The sequence below is a fragment of the Hylemonella sp. P2_B10 genome, assembly GCF_056404875.1.
Map to the genome: position 1 here is coordinate 285135 of NZ_JBFUDE010000005.1, position 19806 is coordinate 304940.

General features: G+C 65.3%; 17 protein-coding genes. 8 read left to right on the forward strand and 9 right to left on the reverse strand.

The window, feature by feature from the left end:
- Positions 1 to 4 precede the first annotated feature (4 nt).
- The 4 genes from AC1DX2_RS22475 to AC1DX2_RS22490 all read right to left on the reverse strand — a co-directional run bounded on the left by AC1DX2_RS22475 (position 5) and on the right by AC1DX2_RS22490 (position 4733).
- Positions 5 to 2065, reverse strand: coding sequence for an O-linked N-acetylglucosamine transferase, SPINDLY family protein (locus AC1DX2_RS22475; protein ID WP_477198644.1), 2061 nt, complete (start codon positions 2063 to 2065; stop codon positions 5 to 7).
- A gap of 72 nt (positions 2066 to 2137) precedes the next feature.
- Positions 2138 to 2815, reverse strand: a complete 678-nt coding sequence (locus AC1DX2_RS22480; protein WP_477198645.1) for a class I SAM-dependent methyltransferase — start codon at positions 2813 to 2815, stop codon at positions 2138 to 2140.
- Between the two features lie 13 nt (positions 2816 to 2828).
- On the reverse strand, positions 2829 to 3122 hold the full coding sequence (locus AC1DX2_RS22485) for a hypothetical protein (RefSeq protein WP_477198646.1): 294 nt from the start codon (positions 3120 to 3122) through the stop codon (positions 2829 to 2831).
- A 90-nt stretch (positions 3123 to 3212) separates the two neighbouring features.
- Entirely contained in the window at positions 3213 to 4733 is a 1521-nt protein-coding gene (locus AC1DX2_RS22490) for a tetratricopeptide repeat protein (protein ID WP_477198647.1), read from the reverse strand.
- Between the two features lie 176 nt (positions 4734 to 4909).
- Between AC1DX2_RS22490 and AC1DX2_RS22495 the strand changes: the two genes are divergently transcribed.
- Both AC1DX2_RS22495 and AC1DX2_RS22500 read left to right on the forward strand, forming a co-directional pair.
- Positions 4910 to 8830: an O-linked N-acetylglucosamine transferase, SPINDLY family protein gene (locus tag AC1DX2_RS22495; protein WP_477198648.1), complete on the forward strand. Its 3921-nt coding sequence runs from the start codon at positions 4910 to 4912 to the stop codon at positions 8828 to 8830.
- 181 nt (positions 8831 to 9011) lie between these two features.
- Complete coding sequence (locus tag AC1DX2_RS22500) at positions 9012 to 10442, forward strand: PglL family O-oligosaccharyltransferase (protein WP_477198649.1); 1431 nt, start codon at positions 9012 to 9014, stop codon at positions 10440 to 10442.
- Between the two features lie 39 nt (positions 10443 to 10481).
- Here the strand turns inward: AC1DX2_RS22500 and moaC are convergent, their stop codons facing one another.
- Entirely contained in the window at positions 10482 to 10973 is a 492-nt protein-coding gene (gene moaC, locus AC1DX2_RS22505) for a cyclic pyranopterin monophosphate synthase MoaC (protein ID WP_477198650.1), read from the reverse strand.
- On the opposite strand from moaC, the gene tfpZ reads away from it, so the two are divergent.
- Together tfpZ and AC1DX2_RS22515 are read left to right on the forward strand one after the other, a co-directional pair.
- Positions 10972 to 11829 (forward strand): TfpX/TfpZ family type IV pilin accessory protein, encoded by an 858-nt coding sequence (gene tfpZ, locus AC1DX2_RS22510; protein ID WP_477198651.1) that lies wholly within the window; start codon positions 10972 to 10974, stop codon positions 11827 to 11829. The genes moaC and tfpZ overlap by 2 nt on opposite strands.
- Positions 11826 to 13391 carry a M48 family metalloprotease gene (locus AC1DX2_RS22515; RefSeq protein WP_477198652.1) on the forward strand — a complete coding sequence of 522 codons (1566 nt, stop codon included), beginning with the start codon at positions 11826 to 11828 and terminating at the stop codon, positions 13389 to 13391. Before tfpZ ends, AC1DX2_RS22515 begins: the two co-directional genes overlap by 4 nt.
- Here AC1DX2_RS22515 and AC1DX2_RS22520 read toward each other — a convergent pair.
- Positions 13365 to 13715: a phage holin family protein gene (locus tag AC1DX2_RS22520; RefSeq protein ID WP_477198653.1), complete on the reverse strand. Its 351-nt coding sequence runs from the start codon at positions 13713 to 13715 to the stop codon at positions 13365 to 13367. The two genes, AC1DX2_RS22515 and AC1DX2_RS22520, sit on opposite strands and share 27 nt — an antisense overlap.
- A gap of 86 nt (positions 13716 to 13801) precedes the next feature.
- Between AC1DX2_RS22520 and AC1DX2_RS22525 the strand changes: the two genes are divergently transcribed.
- On the forward strand, positions 13802 to 14212 hold the full coding sequence (locus AC1DX2_RS22525) for a DUF3717 domain-containing protein (RefSeq protein WP_477198654.1): 411 nt from the start codon (positions 13802 to 13804) through the stop codon (positions 14210 to 14212).
- A 13-nt stretch (positions 14213 to 14225) separates the two neighbouring features.
- On the opposite strand, the gene AC1DX2_RS22530 is transcribed toward AC1DX2_RS22525, so the two are convergent.
- Both AC1DX2_RS22530 and purB read right to left on the reverse strand, forming a co-directional pair.
- Positions 14226 to 14786 carry a YaeQ family protein gene (locus tag AC1DX2_RS22530; RefSeq protein WP_477198655.1) on the reverse strand — a complete coding sequence of 187 codons (561 nt, stop codon included), beginning with the start codon at positions 14784 to 14786 and terminating at the stop codon, positions 14226 to 14228.
- Positions 14787 to 14833: 47 nt separating this feature from the next.
- Positions 14834 to 16213, reverse strand: a complete 1380-nt coding sequence (gene purB / locus AC1DX2_RS22535) for an adenylosuccinate lyase (protein ID WP_477198656.1) — start codon at positions 16211 to 16213, stop codon at positions 14834 to 14836.
- Between the two features lie 108 nt (positions 16214 to 16321).
- Here purB and AC1DX2_RS22540 point away from each other — a divergent pair, with 108 nt between their 5' ends.
- Complete coding sequence (locus AC1DX2_RS22540; RefSeq protein WP_477198657.1) at positions 16322 to 16936, forward strand: glutathione S-transferase C-terminal domain-containing protein; 615 nt, start codon at positions 16322 to 16324, stop codon at positions 16934 to 16936.
- 125 nt (positions 16937 to 17061) lie between these two features.
- Positions 17062 to 17958 (forward strand): ferritin family protein, encoded by an 897-nt coding sequence (locus tag AC1DX2_RS22545; protein ID WP_477198658.1) that lies wholly within the window; start codon positions 17062 to 17064, stop codon positions 17956 to 17958.
- On the opposite strand, the gene AC1DX2_RS22550 is transcribed toward AC1DX2_RS22545, so the two are convergent.
- A complete protein-coding gene (locus AC1DX2_RS22550) occupies positions 17941 to 19170 on the reverse strand; it encodes an HD-GYP domain-containing protein (protein WP_477198659.1) in 1230 nt (409 codons plus the stop codon). The two genes, AC1DX2_RS22545 and AC1DX2_RS22550, sit on opposite strands and share 18 nt — an antisense overlap.
- A gap of 107 nt (positions 19171 to 19277) precedes the next feature.
- Here AC1DX2_RS22550 and rfaE2 point away from each other — a divergent pair, with 107 nt between their 5' ends.
- A complete protein-coding gene (gene rfaE2 / locus AC1DX2_RS22555; RefSeq protein ID WP_477198660.1) occupies positions 19278 to 19775 on the forward strand; it encodes a D-glycero-beta-D-manno-heptose 1-phosphate adenylyltransferase in 498 nt (165 codons plus the stop codon).
- The last annotated feature ends 31 nt before the right edge of the window (positions 19776 to 19806 follow it).

Sequence of the window (19806 nt, forward strand, 5' to 3'; positions counted from 1 at the left end):
GATGTCAGCGGCAGGTGATCCGATACATGCCTTCAAAGGCATCCTGCAAATTGGCGGTGAAGCGGCGCGCATCAAACAGCGGTGACCGGGCCGCCCTGTCACGCAGACCGGCGCGCAGCCCCGCAAGCGCCGGCAGGTCCGAGGCGAACGCGGCGGCCTTGGCCACGTAGGCGTCTTCGCTGTTGGCGATCCAGTTGTCCAGCCCCAGACAATGCATCATGCCTGCACCCTGGCGCGACAGCATGGTGCTGCCCGCCATCGTCAGGGTCGGCACACCCATCCACGAGGCGTCCGCGGTGGTGGTTCCGCCGGGGTACGGAAACGTGTCCAACACCATGTCCACGTGCTGGTAGCTGGCCAAGTACGCTTCCCAACCGGTCCCGGCCGTCAGTGAAACCCGCTGCCGGTCCAGACCGGCGGCGTCAAGCTGGCGCAGGAACTCCTCACGTATGGAGGCGACGTCGGTGGTGGGGATCTGCAGCCGCAGGCGCGCACCCGGCACGGCTGCCAGCACCCTGGCCCACACAGACAAGACGCCAGACGTGATCTTGGTGCGCGCCTGGAACGAGCCGAACGTGACATGGCCCGCGCTCAGCGCCGGCAACGGAGCCACGGGCAGGAGCGGGGCGGTCACCGGCGGGGTCATGCACAGGCGGGTGTCGGGCAGGCGCCAAACCTTTTCGCTGAAGTACTCGTCTGCCTGCGGCGGGACGCATTGATCGTCTGCCACGATGTAGTCGATGTCGGCCATGCCGGTGGTGGCGAAGTAGCCCAGCCAGGTCAATTGCAGCGGCGCCGGCCGCCAGGCGAATACCGCCAGCCGGTTTTCGCTGGTGTGCCCTCCCAGATCCACCAGGATGTCAATGCCGTCATTGGAGATGGTGCGCGCTACCTGCTCGTCTTTCAGGTCGCGGATCACCCGCCAGGTGTCGAAATGGGGGCGCAAGCGCGCGGTCACGTGGTCATTGCGGGCATTGTTGGAATACGCAAACAACGAGAAGCGGCTGCGATCAAACTGGCCGAGGATGCTTTCCATGAAAAAGCCCACCGGATGGTTGCGAAAGTCCGCCGACACGAAACCCAGGCGCAGCGGTTCACCCTCGGGCCGGGCTGGCGCGCGCGGCAGTGCCACCGGATTGGCCTTGGCCATCACGACCGATGCAAAGCGTTGCGCACAGGCCCGGTAGCGCGGCGCCAGCTCCGGCAGCAGGTTGAGGCAGAACAGCAGCGTGGACTGGGCTTCCAGGAATTCGGGGTCCCGTGCCACGGCTTTTTCCAGATCATCCACCGCCTGCAAGTGTTCGCCATAGCGGAAATGGTTGAAGCCGGACTCGCGCATACCCCGTACCACCGTGCCTGGGTCCAGCCGCGCTGCCTGCGCGAAGCTTTCCGCCGCTTGTGCGCTGTTGCCCAGCTTGTAGTAGGCCGTGCCCAGGCCGCAGTACACGTCGGCCCAGGCGGCGCCCAGGGACAGGGCCCGCTGGTAGCTTTGCACAGCGAGTTCCGGGGCGTTGTTCTCGAAATGCAGGTTGCCCTGGTAAAAGTGGAAATCCCCGAATGCCGAATCCAGGGCCATGCCCTTGTGCAGCACGTCCTGTGCACCACTCAAATCGCCCGTCAGGGACAGCAGTCGGCACAGGTCGCGGCTGGCCAGTGTGAAGTCCGGCTTCAGCGCCAGCGCTAGCGCCATGTGCTTGCGGGCTTGTTCTAGCTCGCCCAGCTCCTCGGCGATGAGGCCGCAGAGGTAATGGTTGTCGACGGCCAGTGGGCTGGCACTGTCCAAGGCCAAGGCCTGCTGCAAGTAGCCGGTTGCCTCCTGCAAGCGCCCTTGTTCCCTGAGCGAAAAACCGAGGCCGCCCAATGTTCTGACTTCATCAGGCCGGTGTTGCAGCGCCAGCCGGTAGTGGTGTTCTGCCTCGACGTAGCGACCTTGCTGCACCAGTGTGTTGCCTTGGGCGCGGGCTTGCTTATGTGCGCTGGTGTCATCGGCGGTCACCGCAGCGGGCGCCGCCGGGCCTATCTGGTCGGGGCGGCGCGGCAACAGTTTTTTCAGACTAGCGAACATGGCCGCGACGCTTGCCCGGTGTCGCCCTGATAGGCGCGGGCTTTCGGTGGCCGCCCTCAAGCGCAACCTGGCTCAAGCAGGCTCCAGTTGCAGTAGCGCGCACTGGGCCGCAGTGGGCTTGCTGCGAAACGCCATCGCGCCGATGGCGAGGTTGTCCTCTGACTGCCCCATGTACACCTGCGTGAACCCGGCCTTCAGCAGCGCGGCTTCCAGGGTCGCCTTGGTGAACCCGGTCTTGTGCGCGTAGAAATCAACACCGGAGTGCTCGATTTCCTCGCCGTGCCCATAGACGACATCGTGCACCGTGATAGGCCCCCTGGGGGATTGGTAGAGCGTATCGTGTATGTCCATGCGCTCCGTCACGAACCGTGTCATCACGCCTTCGATGTCGGGCACGTGAATCTCGGCAAAGCCGTCAGGCTTGAGCACATGCAGGAAACCGGCCAGCACCTTTTTGACGTCGTGCAGGTAGTAGTGCTCCAGGTTGTGTGAGCAATACACCGCGTCCACCACGCTGTCGGGCAGCGACATCAGTTTGCGCGCGTCCATCACGATCTGGGCGCCGGATTTTGGATCAATGTCCAGCATCAACTGCCGCCAATCCCGGTAATGTTCGGGAATGCCAATGGTCGTCGAGCCGCCACCCACGTTGAGCACCTTGCGCACGGACGCGTCCGTCAGCAACGCGGCCAGGTTGTTGTGCGCCCGGGGCTTGCTGGTGATGTCCTTGAGTATCCTTGTCAAAAGCATGACTCTAGCCTGACTAAACGTGGAGAACCAGCCACTCCATCAGCTTTTCAATGAATGCGTCGTCATAGCCGGCATCTTTCAGCTTCCACTTGAAGGCATTGCTCAGTTTTGCCTTCTTGTAAAAATTCAACGCTTCCTCCTGCTTAAAGGCCTTGATTTGCGCTTGCATCTTGGTCAGCAGGTATTCGGTTTTGGACGCCAGTTTGCTTTCATTCAGCATTGCGCCGGGCGGCATCTTGTCAATGAAGTTCTGTGCCAGCGAGGCGCCAAATTCCCCCGCCCGCCTTGCGTTCAACCAGCCGATCATCACATCTTCCTTTGGAAAAACTGCTCGCAGTTCGCACTTTAACCGGGCCTTGACCGCCGCGGCCCATTTTTACCCGATTCACCAGTGAAATCAACGCGGATCCGGTAGTTGTACACGCCCGGCACAGCGATCAGGGTCCGGTTGCGGGCCGGCCAGTTGCGCGAGGGCTTGCGCCATCCCCGCGATGGTTGGCGTCCAGTCGCCCGGCGCCGCCTGGTTGAACAGGCGCATGCTGGGGTACCAGGGCGAATCCTCGCGGTCGAGCTGCCAGCGCCATTCGCTGCCCCAGCGGTTGAACAGCCACACCGGTTTACCCAGGGCGCCGGCCAGGTGAGCTACGGCCGTGTCGACGCTGATCACCAGGTCCAGCTGCGACACCAGCGCGGCGGTGTCGAGGAAGTCTGCGCAATCATCCATGCAGTCCAGCAGCGGCCAGCCCAGCGCGCCAGCCTCGGCTGCGGCGGGGCCTTTTTGCAAGCTGACAAACTGCACGCCGGGCACCCGCATCAAGGGCTGCAGCTGTGACAACGTCAGGCTGCGCAGCCGGTCCTTGCTGAAGGCCTGGTTGCCGGCCCACACCAGCCCCACCTGCAGCATGCCGATGGCCGCCGGCCTGGCCAGCCGTTCGATCAACTTGGCAGGTGGCTGGGCCAGATAGGGCACCGTGGCGGGAATGCTGTCCGCGCGGGTTCCAAACAGCCTGGGCAGACTCATGATGGCGCAATGCACATCAAAGTCATCCAGCAGCTGCGGGCCGGCTGAATGGACGACCCGCGCCACGTTGGGCACGGCTTGCATCAGGCGCTCCAGCGATGGATCAGCCAGTATGACGAGACCGTGAGCACCGCGCTGTGCCAGCAGTGGCAGGTAGCGCATCATCATCAGGCAGTCGCCCAAGCCTTCCTCCACCCATACCAGCAGCCGACGGCCGTGCAGCGGCTCGCCGTTCCAGAAGGGCTTGTCCGGGCGCCGGGCCAACAGGCTCAGCCAGCTGGCGACCGCAGGCGCCGAAGGCTGATCCAGACGACTTTCAAACAGGTCCAGACCCTCGGCAAATTGACCCCGCAGCAACAGCACCAAGGCCTTGCCCAGGCGCGTCTCGGCCGCGTCGGGGGCCAACGCCAGCGCGCGGTCGAAGTGGCGCAGGGACTCGTCCCACCGGCCTTGGCCGCGCAATAGCATGGCCAGCGAATGGTGTGCTTCAGCGAAGCCGGGGTTGAGCGCCAGTGCACGCTGCAGGCTGGCGCTCGCCTCTTCCACGCGATCAAGCTGCAGCAAGCTGACGCCCAGCAGGTAATGGGCCTCGGGCTCCCCCGGCGCCAGCAACACGGCGCGTTCCAGGCAATGCCGGGCGTCATTCCAGCGCGTCTGGCGCGACAGCGTGAAGCCCAGGGCAATGTGGACATCGGCGTCATCGGGATTGGCCGCGATGGCGGCTTCGTACTGGTTGACAGCGCCGACGAGGTCGCCCTGTGCCAGGCACACATTGCCCTGCTTGCGCAGTGCCTGCGGGTCGGATCGTTGGCCGGCGTGGGCATCCGCGCGCGCCGCCGCGGGGGAAGCTGGAGCTCCGCCGGGCCCGCGCCATAGCGTTTGAAGGCGCTTCAGCATGGTCTGCCCCTGCGGGCCTGGCGATGACTGAGCATGGGCATGGTCATGGTGAAAATCGGGGCCGCCGGGCCGCCGACGGTTTTTTGCACAATCCGAACTGGTATTGTGCTCCTGGCGGTCGGATTTGCCGTCGCCCGGCCGGCACATGCGGATTGGACTTGCGCACACACAACGCCATGAATCTTTGGGAAAAATTGCGCGCCAGGGTTGCGCCGGCGCAACCCTTGCAGCCGGATGGCGGTGCAGCCGCGCAGGCGGCGCGCCGCGTGGCCGAGGGAGATCAACTGCTCGCGCAAGGCCGGCTGCAAGAGGCGCAGGGCCAGCCGCAGGCGGCCATGGGTCACTACTCGGCCGCGTTGGCTCAGGACCCGGACAACGTATTGCTGCTGTACCAGCTGGGCACGTTGCAGGAGCGCTTGCAGAGATTTGACGATGCTGTGCGCAGCTATCGCGCCATCTTGCGCCTGGAGCCCAGCCATGCGGAAGTCTGTGAGCGGCTGGTCAGCGTGCTGGTGCGCATGGGCCGACTGGACGCCGCCGTAGAAGCGTGTGGGTGGGCGCTGGCCATCGATCCGGGATCCGCCAACGCGCACCACAACCTTGGCGTGGTGCTGCAGGAGCAGGGGCGCTGGCTGGAGGCGCATGCATCCTATCGCGAAGCGCTGGCGATCCGCCCGGAGTTGGATGCCTCTCGGGAAGGTGCTTATGCCTGCGCCAGCCTGCTGGGGGACTGGTCGCGGCGATCCGCCGATCAGCGTGCGCTGTGCGACAGCGTGTATGGCGGTGGTGGCGCGATTCGCCCGTTCAGCTTGCTGGGCCTGGAGCAGTCTGGTGTGGACCACGCGCTGCTGCAACTGCGCGCCGGCCGGCGTTACGCGGAGCTGACGCTGGGGCCAGTGCTGGCCGATTCCGTCCCCATGCCGGCCAGAGCGGCCGTGGCGCAAGGGCGCTTGCGCATAGGTTACCTGTCGGCTGACTTCCATGAACATGCCACCATGCAGCTGCTGCGTGGCGTGCTGGCGGCACATGACCACCGGCAGTTCAAGGTTCATGCTTATTCCTACGGGCTGGTGAAGGACGGGGTCACTCGCCAGGTGCAAGCCCTGTGCGAAGCCTTCCGGGACCTGACCGGCCTGTCTGACGCGGATGCGGCGCGTTTGATTGCCGATGACGGCATTGACCTGTTGATCGACCTCAAGGGCTACACCAAGGGCACGCGCCCGGCCATCCAGGCGCAGCGCCCGGCGCCGGTGTGCGTCGCCTGGCTGGGCTACCCGGGCACCTTGGGGCATCCGGCGCTGGCGGACTACATCATCGGTGACGCCATCGTCACACCGTTGGCGCATGCCGCGCATTTCAGCGAAACTCTGGCCTTGCTGCCTCACTGCTACCAGCCCAACGACCGCCAGCGCGCGGTGGGTGAAGCGCCCAGCCGGACCCAGGTCGGCCTGCCGCCTGAGGGCCTGGTCTTCTGCAATTTCAACCAGGTTGCCAAATTCAACCCCGAGAGCTTTGACGTCTGGTGTCGCCTGCTGACGGAAGTGCCGGGCAGCGTGCTGTGGTTGCTGTCCACATCGCCGGCAGCCGTGGCCAACCTGCAGCGCGAGGCACAGGCACGCGGCGTGGCGCCTTCGCGCCTGGTGTTTGCGCCGCCGGTGCCGCCGTCAACGCATCTGGCGCGGCTGCAATTGGCGGATCTGGCGCTGGACAGCTTCCCGTACAACTCCCACACCACCGGCAGCGATGCGCTTTGGGTGGGCGTGCCGCTGGTGGCCCGAATGGGGAACACGTTTGCCAGCCGGGTTGCCGCCAGCCTGCTGCACGCCGTCAACCTGCAGGAACTGGTCACCCAGGACTGGGATGGCTACCTGGCGCTGGCCAAGTCATTGGCGTTGGACCCGCCGCGTCTGCAGGCGCTGCGCCGCCAACTTGTTGAGACGCGCGCGCAGCTGCCGTTGTTTGACACCGAGCGCTTTACCCGGGATCTGGAGCGGCTGTACCGCCGAATCTGGGAGCAGCATGGCAGCGGCGTCAGGCAACCCATCATCTTGAGCGGCACCGGCGACGAGCCCGGCGACGCCCTCGCGCGGGCATCGGCCCTGGTTGACCAGGGGAACGCATTGACGGACGCCGGAATCTCCGCACAGGCCGAGCAGTGCTACCTGCAGGCCCTGGAGCTGGCGCCCAATCTGGCGCGCGCGCATTTGAACCTGGGCAATCTGCGGTTGGCCATGGGCGACGCCCAAGCGGCGCTGGATGGCTACGGGCAGGCCTTGTCGTTCCATCCCGCCTATGCCGCTGCACACTACAACATGGGCAATGCCAACGCCCGTTTGCAACGCCCGCGTGCCGCCATGGCCTGTTACAGGCAGGCGCTGGCGCTGCAGCCGGATTTCGCCGATGCCGAAGTGGCCCTGGGCAACACGCTGGATGACTTGCTCCAGCATGAGCCGGCCGCGCAAAGCTACAGGCGTGCCTTGCAACTGCAGCCTGGTTATGCGCAGGTGCACGCCAATCTGGCTGGCGTGCTGCGCAAGCTCGGACAGCTCGACGCCGCCGCGCTGAGCTGCAGGTGCGCGCTGGAATTGGATCCGCAATTGGCCGAAGCCCACCAGGTGCTGGGCTTGGTGCTGCAGGACCTGGGGCAGCCGGAGGCGGCGCAGCGTGCTTTGCGCCAGGCCGTGGCGGTCCGGCCGGACTTTGGCGCGGCGCTCTCCCGCGCCTTTCATGGCGCCAACCAGTTGTGCGACTGGTCCCAGCGCGATGCCGACACCCAGGCGTTGGGCGGCATGTTGGCGCGGGGCGTGGCTGGCATCGCGCCGTTTGACATTCTGAGCATGGAGCCGGCCGATGACCAGATGGCATTGCTGCAACGGCAGGCCAGCTTGCGCTTTGCCGAACACACGCTGAGTGCTTACCTGGGGCGAGTGACCGCGCCAACGCAGCCGGGCGAGCGTTTGCGCATAGGTTATCTGTCGGCGGATTTCCATGACCACGCGACCATGCATCTGTTGCAGGGCGTGCTGGCCGCGCACGACCGTTCCAGGTATGCCATTCATGCCTATTCCTATGGTCCAACCGAGGATGCGGTAACCCGCCGTGTCGCGGCCTGTTGCGATGTCTTTCGCGACCTCGCCGCCAGCGCCGATGACGAGGCCGCGCGGGCGATTGCGAGCGATGGCACAGACATCCTGGTGGACCTCAAGGGCTTCACCCAACATACCCGCATGGCTTTGTCTGCGCAGCGCCCGGCACCGGTGACGGTCAGCTGGTTGGGTTATCCCGGCACCCTGGGCCATCCCGCGCTGGCGGACTACATCGTCGGCGACCCTGTTGTCACACCGCTGGAGCATGCCGCGCATTTCAGCGAGACCCTGGCCCTGATGCCACACTGCTACCAGCCCAACGACCGGCAGCGCGTCATAGGCGCCAGGCCCAGCCGGGAGGAAGAAGGCCTGCCGGCGTCGGGTTTTGTCTTTTGCAGCTTCAACCAAAGCTACAAGGTCACGCCGGGCGGCTTGAGCGTCTGGTGCCGCCTGCTGCACGCCGTGCCCGGCAGTGTGCTGTGGTTGCTGCAGTCCTCGCCGGCGGCGTCGGATAATCTGCGGCGTGAGGCGCAGGCGCACGGTGTCGCCGGCGACCGCCTGGTGTTCGCCCGGGTGTTGTCGCCAGAGCGTCATTTGGGGCGCCTGCAGCTTGCCGACTTGGCACTGGACACCTTTCCCTACAATTCGCACACCACTGGCAGCGACGCACTGTGGGCCGGCGTGCCGCTGGTCACCCGCATGGGCGACACCTTTGCCAGCCGAGTGGCCGCCAGCATGCTGCATGCGGTGGGCTTGTCCGAGCTGGTGACGCGCGACTGGGAGGCCTATTTCGCCCTGGCCAAGGCACTGGCGAATGACCCCTCCCGGTTGGTGGCGCTGCGCAGAAAACTGTTGGAAAACCGCATGAATGCACCTTTGTTCGACACTTCTGGCTTCACTCGTGATCTGGAGCGGCTGTACGACCGCATCTGGGCGCAGCATGCCCGCGGTGTCAGGCAGGCGATTGTCATGGCGCCGCTGCCTGTCGCGCCTGGCCCAGTCCATCCTTGACGCGGCGCCCAGACAGATGCATCAGTCAAGCAAACCCGATGGCCATGTCGTGGCACCTGTGGTATCGGTCCCAGATTCCGTTACGAGCCGGCCGCTGCGGCTGGGCGCCAGTGCCCTGCTTGTGCTGGGCATTGCCTTGCCTTGGCTGAACCCTTTCGCCCCGGGGCCATCGCCTGCAGTCGTGCAAGGGCTGTTCACCTGGCTGGGGCTCGCCCTGGTGCTTTCGGTCACGCAACTGCGGCACTACAAGCCGGACCTGGCCCGTTTGGTGGCTGTGGCCTGGCTGCTGGCCGCCTTGCTCAGCAGTGCCATGGGTCTGTTGCAATACTTTGGCCTGAGTGAACCGGCTTCACCCTGGATCAATGCCACGACCCTGGGCCAGGCTTACGCCAATTTGCGCCAGCGCAACCAGTTCGGTACCTTGACCAATCTGGGCTTGCTGGCCCTGCTGTATCTGGCCGCCCGGCGACCGGCACCCTCTGCGGGTGAAGCCCTGAGTCTGGCGGCCGCAGCCGTTCTGTTGTCACTCGGCAATGCCGCCTCCTCGTCGCGGACCGGTCTGATGCAATTGGTTTTCGTTGTTGGCCTGGGTCTGATTTGGCGGGTGTGGCGGCAGGCCGGGCCCCGGTGGGTGCTGCTGACCGCTGTGACGGGCTACGCAGTGGGTGCGCTGATTCTGCCTTGGGCGTCGGGCGTGGATCCGCTGAGCCAGGGCATCCTGGGGCGCTTCAATGCCAACATGCCGGCATGCACCAGCCGCTTGACCTTGTGGGCCAATGTGCTGAGCCTGATCGGCCAAAAACCGTGGTGGGGCTGGGGCTGGGGCGAACTGGACTTCGCGCACTTCACGACCTTGTACCAGGGCGCCCGTTTTTGTGACATTCTGGACAATGCGCACAACCTGCCGCTGCACCTGGCGGTGGAGTTGGGCATTCCCGTGGCGGCATTGTCCATCGCGCTGGCGGTCTTCCTGGTGAAGAAGGGGCGGCCCTGGGTGGAACGGGATGCCGGCCGCCAGATGGCCTGGGGCGCGCTGGCGGTCATCCTGTTGCACAGCATGCTGGAGTACCCATTGTGGTACGGGCCGTTCCAGATGGCGTTCGGCTTGGGCCTGTTCGTGCTGTGGCGGCGACCGGCGGCGGTACTCGCCGCGGACGGCGGCAGCGGGTCTTCGCCCGCGCGCAGACGCGTGGTGTTGGCCGTGGCTTGCCTGCTGGTGGCCGCCGTGGCCTATGTGGCCTGGGACTATACCCGCATCAGCCAGATCTACGTGCCGCCTGAGGAACGCATGGCCGGGTACCAGGACAACACGCTGGAGAAAATCCGCGGGTCGCGGCTGTTCCACGACCAAGTGGTGTTCGCAGAACTCACCACCACGCCGCTCAGCCGGGACAATGCCGAACAGGTTCACGCGATGGCGCTGGAAATGCTGCATTTCTCGCCCGAATCCAGGGTGGTGGAAAAGCTCATCGAAAGCGCCACGCTGCTGGGACGAAAGGAAGAGGCAGTTTATTTCCTGGCGCGCTTTCGCACCGCTTTCCCGCAGGACTATGCGCGCTGGAGCGCCGACTTGCGCGCCCGAAGTGCCGGTGCCACGCCAGCGGCAGACTGAAGCCCGGGCACGGCGCCCTCCAGGCGCGCCAGGCCCCGGTCAAGGCGCGCTGATGTAGCTGCCGGATTGGCCCCCGTGTTTTTCCAATAGCCGCACAGCATTGATGCACATGCCGCGATCAACCGCCTTGCACATGTCGTAGACCGTCAGCAAGGCCACCTGCACCGCTGCCAGGGCTTCCATTTCAACGCCGGTGGGGCCGATGGTCTCCACTGTCGCCACGCAGCGTACATGCGCTGGGGTACTGGCCTCAGCCGCATGGGTGGTCAGCACCAGGGCCACGCGCGTCAGCGCCAGCGGGTGGCACAGCGGGATCAGGTCGCTGGTCTTCTTGGCCGCCTGTATACCGGCGATGCGGGCCACGCCCAGTACATCGCCTTTTTTGGCCGTGCCGCCTTCGATGATGGCCAGGGTCGCCGGCAGCATGTCGATGCGCCCGCAGGCCACGGCCGTGCGGCGAGTGGCCGGCTTACCGGCCACGTCCACCATGTGGGCCTGGCCCTGGGTGTCAAAATGGGTGAGCGGGCTCATGCAAAATCCTGCCATCTGGCCTTCTGGGGGTGGAGGGCTACCACTTTACCAAACGTTCACCGAAGTCATGCATGATGAAACCATGGCCGCGCGCCCACTGACGTTCTGGAAAGACCGGCTGAAGGCCTGCGCCATCCACCTGGGCCTGAGCCTGCTGGTGGCGGCATTGGCGGGCCTGCTGGTGTTTGGCCTCTGGTACCCCTATCCGTACCGCGATATCTCCGGGGGCCGGGAGCTGTTTCTCATCGTCGTCAGTGTCGACGTGGTGCTCGGGCCGCTGGTCACGCTGGTGATTTTTAACCGGGCCAAGAAGCGTTCTGAACTGCGCAAAGACCTGGGATTGGTGGTGCTGATTCAGCTGCTGGCGCTGACCTATGGCCTGTGGACGGTGTTCATCGCCCGGCCGGTGCATCTGGTGTTCGAGTACGACCGCTTCCGTGTGGTGCATGCGGTAGACGTTCCCGCCGACCTGCTGGGCAAGGCGCCGCCTCGGCTGAATGCCATGCCCTTGCTCGGGCCCAGTGTGTTGTCGCTGAGGGACTTCCGCGACGAGGGGGAAAAAACCGAATTCACGATGGCGGCCTTGCAGGGGCTGGCGTTGAGTGCGCGGCCCGACCTGTGGCAGCCTTATGAGGCCGCACAGGCCCGGGTCTTGCGCGCGGCTGCTCCGGTAGCGAAACTAAAAGGCCGGTTCGCGGCTCAAACAGCGCAGATCGATCAGGCGGCCGGCGCTGTGGGTCGCCGGGCCGATGACCTGGTCTACCTGCCCATGATAGGCCGCAAGACCTATTGGACCGTATTGTTGGACCCGGCCACGGCGCAACCCCTGGCCTTTTTGCCACTGGATTCATTTTGAAAGCCCTGTTTCAACGCCGACAACGCGCGTCGCCAGCCAGGCGCCTGGTGCGCCTGGCACTGCTGGCTGGCCTGGCCGCGCCGCTGGCCTTGTCGCACGCCCAGCTCCCCACCCTGGGCGACGCCGGCGACATGACCCTGAACGTCGAACGGCGCATGGGCGACCGTATCGCGCGCGAAATCTACCGCGACCCGGACTACATGGACGATCCGGTGCTGGTCGAGTACATCAGCGGCATCTGGCAGCCGCTGCTGACGGCGGCGCGCGCGCGCGGCGACCTGACCGACGAGCTGGGTGAGCGGCTGGCCTGGGAGGTCATGCTGGACCGCGAGCGCGACATCAACGCCTTCGCGCTGCCCGGCGGCTACCTGGGCGTCAACCTGGGGCTGATCGCCGTGGTCAGCAGCCGTGACGAGCTGGCCTCGGTGCTGGGGCATGAATTGAGCCACGTCACCCAGCGCCACATCTCGCGCATCATCGCCAAGCAGAGTGCCCAGGCGCCCTGGGTGATGGGCGCCATGCTGTTGGGCGTGCTGGTGGCGGGCCGCAACCCCGACGCCGCCAACGCCATGATCATGGGCGGCCAGGCCGCCGCCATGCAGAACCAGCTGAACTTCTCGCGCGACATGGAGCGCGAAGCCGACCGCCTGGGCTATGGCGTCATGACGCAGGCCGGTTTCGACCCGCAGGGCTTCGTCACCATGTTCGACAAGCTGCAGCAGGGTGCGCGCCTGAACGACAGCGGCAATTTTCCCTACCTGCGCAGCCACCCGCTGACCACCGAGCGCATCGCCGACATGCAGGCGCGCCAGCAGCTGATGCAAAGCACCGGCGCCAACGCAAGGCCGGCCCTGGACCACTTCATGGTGACGGCGCGCGCCCGCGTGCTCGCCCAGCCGGGGGTGGACGCGCTGCGCGCGCTGGTGGCCGAGGCCTCCGCCACCACTGCGGCCGCGCTGCCGCCGCCGCGCCTGGCCGGCGTGTTGTACGGGGCCACGCTGGCCAGCCTGAAACTGCGCGACTTCGCGGTGGCCAACAGCTACATCCAGCGCTTGCAGGCGCTGACGCGTGACGACGCGCCCGCCGCCCGCCAGGTCCGGCTGCTGCAGGCCGAACTCGCGCTGGCCCAGAGCGAACCCGCGCGCGCGCTGGAGGCGCTGCACCCATTGGCCAAGGAAGGCGGCGGCTTCAGTGGCCGGCCCGATATGTTGCTGGCCTACCAGGCCCTGCTGGCACTCAACCAGCCGCAACAGCCGGCCGCCGGCCTGCAGGCCTGGGTGGCGCTGCACCCGCGCGATGCCACCGCCTGGCAGATGCTGTCAGCGGCCTACACCGCCCAGGGGCTGACGCTGCGCGCCATACGCGCAGGCGCCGAGGTGCATGTGGCGCAGCTGGACTACGCCGGCGCCATGAACCGCTTCCGTGCCGCGCAGGAGCAGGTGCGCATTGCCGCCTCGCGCGGCACCGCCGACCATTTCGAGGCCTCCATCATCGACAGCCGCGCACGCGCGGTGGCTTTGCTGCTGAAGGAACAATCAAGCGACAAGTCGCTCGAGCGCTGAGTCGATCACCATGCCCAGCACCGAGTAGATCAGCGAGCCCAGCAGCGCGGCCCAGAAGCCGTGCACTTGGAAGCCGCTGAGCACCTCGGCGGCAGCCCAGAACATCAGCGCGTTGATGATGAACAGGAACAGGCCCAGCGTCACCAGCGTCACCGGCAGCGTCAGCACCACCAGCACCGGCCGCAGCACCACGTTGAACAGGCCAATGACGAAGGCGGCGATCAGCGCGGTGCCAAAGCTCTTCACCTCCACCCCGGGGTAGACATGGGCCACCAGCACCAGGGCAGCGGCCAAAAGCAGCCATTTGATGATCAATTTGGTCATGCCTGTCAGCATAGCACCGGCCAAACCCGGGCATTGCGAGGGGGCAGCGCAGCGGGCTATCATCGCCTTCCCCGTTTTGGCAAAGCATGGCAGGCATACACATCACCGACATCGAGTCGGCCATCAATTACTGGCGCGACAAGAAGCCCTCGCCCGACGGTTTTTCGCTGGCGGATGAGACGCGCGCGCTGGCCGAGGTGTATGCGCTGATGGTGTTCTACCACGAGACCGAGGCCGACGAACACACCATCCCGCCGCCGGCGCTGGAAGCCTGGATGGCCTGGTACGACAGCATGCCCGACACGCCCTGCATCGCCATCTGCTCCACCAGCCAGGGTGACGACATCTGCAAGGGCTGTGGCCGCAGCTTCGACGAGGTGCAGCACTGGACCGAAATGCGCCCGGCGCAAAAGCGCCAGACCTGGCGGCGCATCACGCTGGCGGCGGATTCCTTGCGCTTCACGCGCTATGCGGAGCGGGCGGTGGAGGGGCGCTAGGGCCCTCCACGGGTCATTTCCACTTGATAGGTTCTACTTCGACCGTGCGCTGGTCATCGCTGAGCATCAGGTGGCCTTCCTGGATCGTGGCCTGCAGCTGCATGCTGCGCTCGGCCAGCGCAGCCAGGCTTTGTGCGGTGTCGCTGGGGACGCGCCAGACGCTGAGCTTGTGCGCCTTGATCAGCTTGCCTTCCATGCCGCGCCACCACACCTCAGCAGCCGGGCCATAGGTGTACAGCACCACCGCGTCAGCCTTGTTGCAGGCCTTCAGCAGCGGTTTGTCTTCCGGCTGGCCGACCTCGATCCACAGCCGGCATTGGCCGGTGAAGTCGCGCAGCCACACGTCAGGCTCGTCGGGGTCGCTCAAGCCGGCGCCAAAGGCCAGCGTGCCGTCGCCGTTGCACAGCGTTTGCAGCTGATGAGCATTGAAGGCCAGCGCCACCAGGCGCATCATCATGCGTTCATCGGTCTCGCTCGGGTGGCGTGCCAACGTCAGCGCGTGGTCGGCATAGTGGTTGTGGTCGATGTCGGCCACCGTCAGGTTGGCCTTGAAGATCGTGGATTTGATGGCCATAATTTATCGGGGTAGGGGCGCCGCCGGGCCGCCCCAAGGCGCGGGCGTCACACCCGCCTGGCCAACTCGGCGGCTTTGCCGACGTAACTGGCTGGCGTCATCGCCAGCAGGCGCTGCTTTTCCGCCTCGGGAATGTCCAGCTTGGCAATGAAGCCTTGCATCAGCGCCTTGGTCACCGGCTCGCCGCGGGTGAACTTTTTCAGCTGCTCATAGGGTTGCGGCAGGCCGTAGCGGCGCATCACCGTCTGCACCGGCTCGGCCATCACTTCCCAGGCATTGTCCAGGTCGGCAGCCAGCGCTGCCTCGTTCAATTCCAGCTTGGCCAGGCCGGTGCCCAGCGACTGGTAGGCCAACACGGCATAGCCCAGCGCCACGCCCATGTTGCGCAGCACGGTGGAGTCCGTCAAATCACGCTGCCAGCGGCTGACGGGCAGCTTTTCGCTCAGGTGGCGCAACAGCGCATTGGCCAGGCCCAGGTTGCCCTCGGCGTTTTCAAAATCAATCGGGTTGACCTTGTGCGGCATGGTGGACGAGCCCACTTCGCCGTCCTTCAGCCGTTGCTTGAAGTAGCCCAGGCTGATGTAGCCCCAGACGTCGCGCGACCAGTCCACCAGGATGGTGTTGACCCGTGCCACGGCGTCGAAGAACTGCGCCATGTAGTCGTGCGGCTCGATCTGAATGCTGTAGGGCTGGAAGCTCAGGCCCAGGCCCAGCGGCTCTGGCGTTTCCACCACGCGGCGGGCAAAAGCCTCCCAGTCAAAGTCCGGCCAGGCCGACAGATGGGCGTTGTAGTTGCCCACGGCGCCGTTCATCTTGGCCAGTATGGCAATGCCCACCAGCTGCTCGCGCGCGGCCTTCAGCCGCACCACCACATTGGCCACTTCCTTGCCCACCGTGGTGGGGCTGGCGGTCTGGCCGTGGGTGCGGCTGAGCATCGGCACCTCAGCGTACGCATGCGCCAATTCGCGCAGTTTGGCGATCACCGCGTCCAGCGCCGGCAGCAGCACCTGGTCGCGCGCCGCTTTCAGTTGCAGTGCGTGGCTGGTGTTGTTGATGTCTTCGCTGGTGCATGCAAAGTGCACGAACTCACCCGCCTTGACCAGCTCCGGCCGCGAATCGAACTTGGACTTGACCCAGTATTCCACCGCCTTGACGTCGTGGTTGGTGGTTTTCTCGATGTCCTTGATGGCGTTTCCGTCAGCTTCGGAAAAATTCTTCACCAGGCCCAACAAGTAAGTGCGCGCTCCGGGTGTCAGTGGCTTGAACTCGGCAAAGCCGGCGTCGCTGAGGGCAATGAACCAGGCCACCTCCACCTGCACACGGCGGTGCATGTAGCCCTGTTCGCTCATCAGCGGGCGCAGTTTGGCCAGCTTGGCGGCGTAGCGGCCGTCCAGCGGGGACAGCGCGGAGATGGTGGAAAAGCTCATGCCTCAATTGTAGGTGGCGCGAGACACTTGCCCCTGCGGGACAGTGCGGCCGCCGGTCGGTGAGGGATGCCCCGCTAGAATGAGTTTCCCCCTACACATACGCTTTCCATGAAACTCATAGGTTCCACGTCCAGCCCCTACGTCCGCAAAGTTCGGGTGGTCATGGCCGAAAAGAAGCTGGATTTCCAGTTCGAGACCGACAACGTCTGGAGCCCCGACACCCGCATCGGCGACTCCAACCCCCTGGGCAAGGTGCCTTGCCTGATCATGGAAGGCGCCGAGGCGCTGTTTGATTCGCGCGTCATCGTCGAATACCTGGACACCCTGTCGCCCGTGGGCAAGCTGATCCCCAGCATGGGCCGTGAGCGTGCCGAGGTCAAGACCTGGGAGGCGCTGGCCGACGGCATTCTGGACGCCGCCCTGCTGGCCCGGCTGGAAGCCACCTGGGAGGGGCGCAACAAAACCCAGCGCAGCCAGGCCTGGATAGACCGCCAACTGGGCAAGATGCATGCGGCGCTGAGCGCCATGAGCCGCGGCCTGGGCGACAAACCCTATTGCACCGGCATTCACCTCAGCCTGGCCGATATTGCCGTCGGTTGCGCGCTGGGTTACCTGGATTTCCGCTTCCCGCAGATTGATTGGCGTGCCGACTACGCCAACCTGGCCAAGTTGCAGGAAAAACTGATGCAGCGGCAAAGCTTCATCGACACCGTGCCGGCCTGAGCGGGTGCAGGCGGCACCGCCCGCTTGGTGTTTTATACAGCCTGCCGTCAAGCGGCTGACACGCAATCGTCAGCCCGGGGTCACGCGAACATCATAAAATCGCGCCAGTCATCCGAAAGACCATCATGTTGTACCCTGAGCTTTTCAAGCAACTGGAGTCCGTCCGCTGGGACATGGACAAAGACATTCCCTGGGCCAGTTTCGATGCCTCCAAGCTGTCCGATGAGCAGGCCCAGACCATCAAGATGAACGCCATCACCGAGTGGTCGGCCCTGCCCGCCACCGAGATGTTCCTGCGCGACAACCGCGACGACAGCGATTTTTCCGCCTTCATGTCGATCTGGTTCTTTGAGGAGCAGAAGCATTCGCTGGTGCTGATGGAGTACCTGCGCCGCTTCCGCCCGGAGCTGGCACCGTCAGAAGCCGAGTTGCAGAATGTGCGCTTTGAGTTCGACCCGGCCCCGGTGCTGGAAACGCTGATGCTGCACTTCTGCGGCGAAATCCGCCTGAACCACTGGTACCGCCGCGCCAGCGAATGGCACACCGAGCCGGTGATCAAGAACATCTACACCCGCTTGAGCCAGGACGAAGCGCGCCACGGCGGCGCCTACCTGCGCTACATGAAGCGCGCCATCGGCAACTTCGGCCTGGAGGCCAAATCGGCCTTTGCCAAGGTGGGCGTGCTGATGGCCAGCGCCAAGCGCACCGCCCAGGCCCTGCACCCGACCAACCTGCACGTCAACAAGTCGCTGTTCCCGCGCGACACCATCCAAAGCCGCCTGCCCAACCCGGAATGGCTGGAGCACTGGCTGGACAAGCAGATCAACTTCGACGGCGTGTGGGAAAACAAGGTGGTCGAGCGCATCCTGCACAACATGAGCCTGTTGATGGACCGCAGCTTCACCACCGTGCAAGAACTTAACCGCTACCGCAAGGAGCTGGGCCGCGAGCTCAGCGCCACGCTGGTGGGCAACGGCACGGCCAACGGCCCCGCAGGCGGCTCCTCACCAGTAACGGTCTGAGGCTGTCGTGCCCGTGAGCGCCAGCAGGCGGTCAAGGGTGATCTTCACCTTCACGTCGCGGTGCGGCACGCTGGCGGTGATGCGGTAATCGCGCTGTCCGGTGTCGCGCACGATCAGCTCGCCCGTGGGCATGCCCGAGCGGTTCACCAGGATGGCCACGCGCGGCGTGGTGGTGTTGGCGCCCCGGCGTATCACGATCGCGATCTCGTTGTTGGCCAGTTTGACGAAGGAGCCGGGTGAGTAGATGCCCACCGCCTTGATCAGCGCCGCGCCAGCCTCGTCGATCTTGCGCTCCTCGTCAAAATAGCAGGCCTGCATGGCCGTGGCGGGTGCCGTGGGCACACGCGAACCGCGCGGGGCCAGCCGGGCCGAGAACATGTCGGCGCGTTGTATCAGGCGTGCCAGCCGCAGGCTGTCCGTGCGCCCCTTCAAGGCGCCGGGCACCGGGGTGTGGTGTTCGCGCACCGCTTCCAGCCACAGCGGGTCGGTGATGCCCAGCTGCCACAGCATGTGGGCCGAGCGGTCGGCGTGTTCGTCAATCTGGCGCCGCTGGCTGGGGTTGGGCGGCTCGTCCTGCTGCGCCAGACGGTCTTGCAGGTCGGTCATGCCCAGGTTCATGGTCAGCGCGGCGTTGCCCAGCGTTTCCACGTCATGCGCCGGCCAGTCCAGCACCTCGCGCGCGGCCAGCGTGCACATCACCATCGTCAGCATGCTGTGGGTGGCGCTGTACAGCCGCAATTCGGTGGCCGACAGGTAGATCAAGGCGAACAGGGTGCCGTCGGGGTTGCGCGTGACGTAGCGGCTCAGCTTGCGCGTCAGTTTGTCCAGCCGCTGGCGGAAATGCTCCGGGTGGTTGTCGCGCAGCAGCGTGTTGGCCTGGATTTGCAGGTCCAGCCAGTCGGGGCTGTCGTCACCGTCGTCGCGCAAGGTGTGCAGGTCGCTGGAGGCGATCTGCGTGCTGGCGATGGCGCCCAGGGATTTTTCTTCCCGCACCAGGCCATACAGCTTGCCCATGTAGGCGCGGTGGGCGGAATCGGATTCTTCAACGTCGATGAAGAAGCTGGAGCCCCGCCCCAGCACGGCGTTCAGGTAGTCGCGCGACTCCACCACGAAACCCTTGTGCGCCAGCAACACGCCTTCCTGATTGCGCAAGGCAAACGGAAGCGGGTGCCCGATGCGAATCGAGTCCATGTTGAGCGTGACAAGGTTCATGCCTGCAAATTATGCAATTTGTCGCCAAATTGGCACACTTGATAATGCGGGGTATTCGCAGCCTAATTTTCCGCCCATTTACCGCCCCGTTGCAAGCCGTTGACGCCATGACCGCCCCAGCCCCAGAGTTGCCCGATTTCCTGGCCAAGATTTGCACGCGTGAGCAGGCCGTGGCGCGCGTGGCCAGCCTGCCCCGGCCGCTGGTGTTCACCAACGGCGTGTTCGACGTGTTGCACCGCGGCCACGTCACCTACCTGGCGCAGGCCCGTGCGCAGGGCGCCAGTCTGGTGGTGGCGCTGAACACCGACGCCTCGGCCCGCCGTCTGGGCAAGGCGCCGGACCGGCCGCTGAACAACCAGGACGACCGCGCCGTCATGATGGCGGCTTTGGCCTCGGTGAGCCTGGTGACCTGGTTCGACGAGGACACGCCGCTGGAGGTCATCAGCGAGCTGCGGCCCGATGTGCTGGTCAAGGGCGGCGACTACGACATGCAGAAGCTGGCCGAGTCGCAGGTGGTGCAGTCGTATGGCGGTAAAGCCCTGGCACTGCCTTTTGTCAGTGGCTACTCCACTACCGCTCTGGTGCGGAAGATCAAGGCGGGGTGATTTTTCTTCGTGGTTCTTTGGCTTGGGGCTC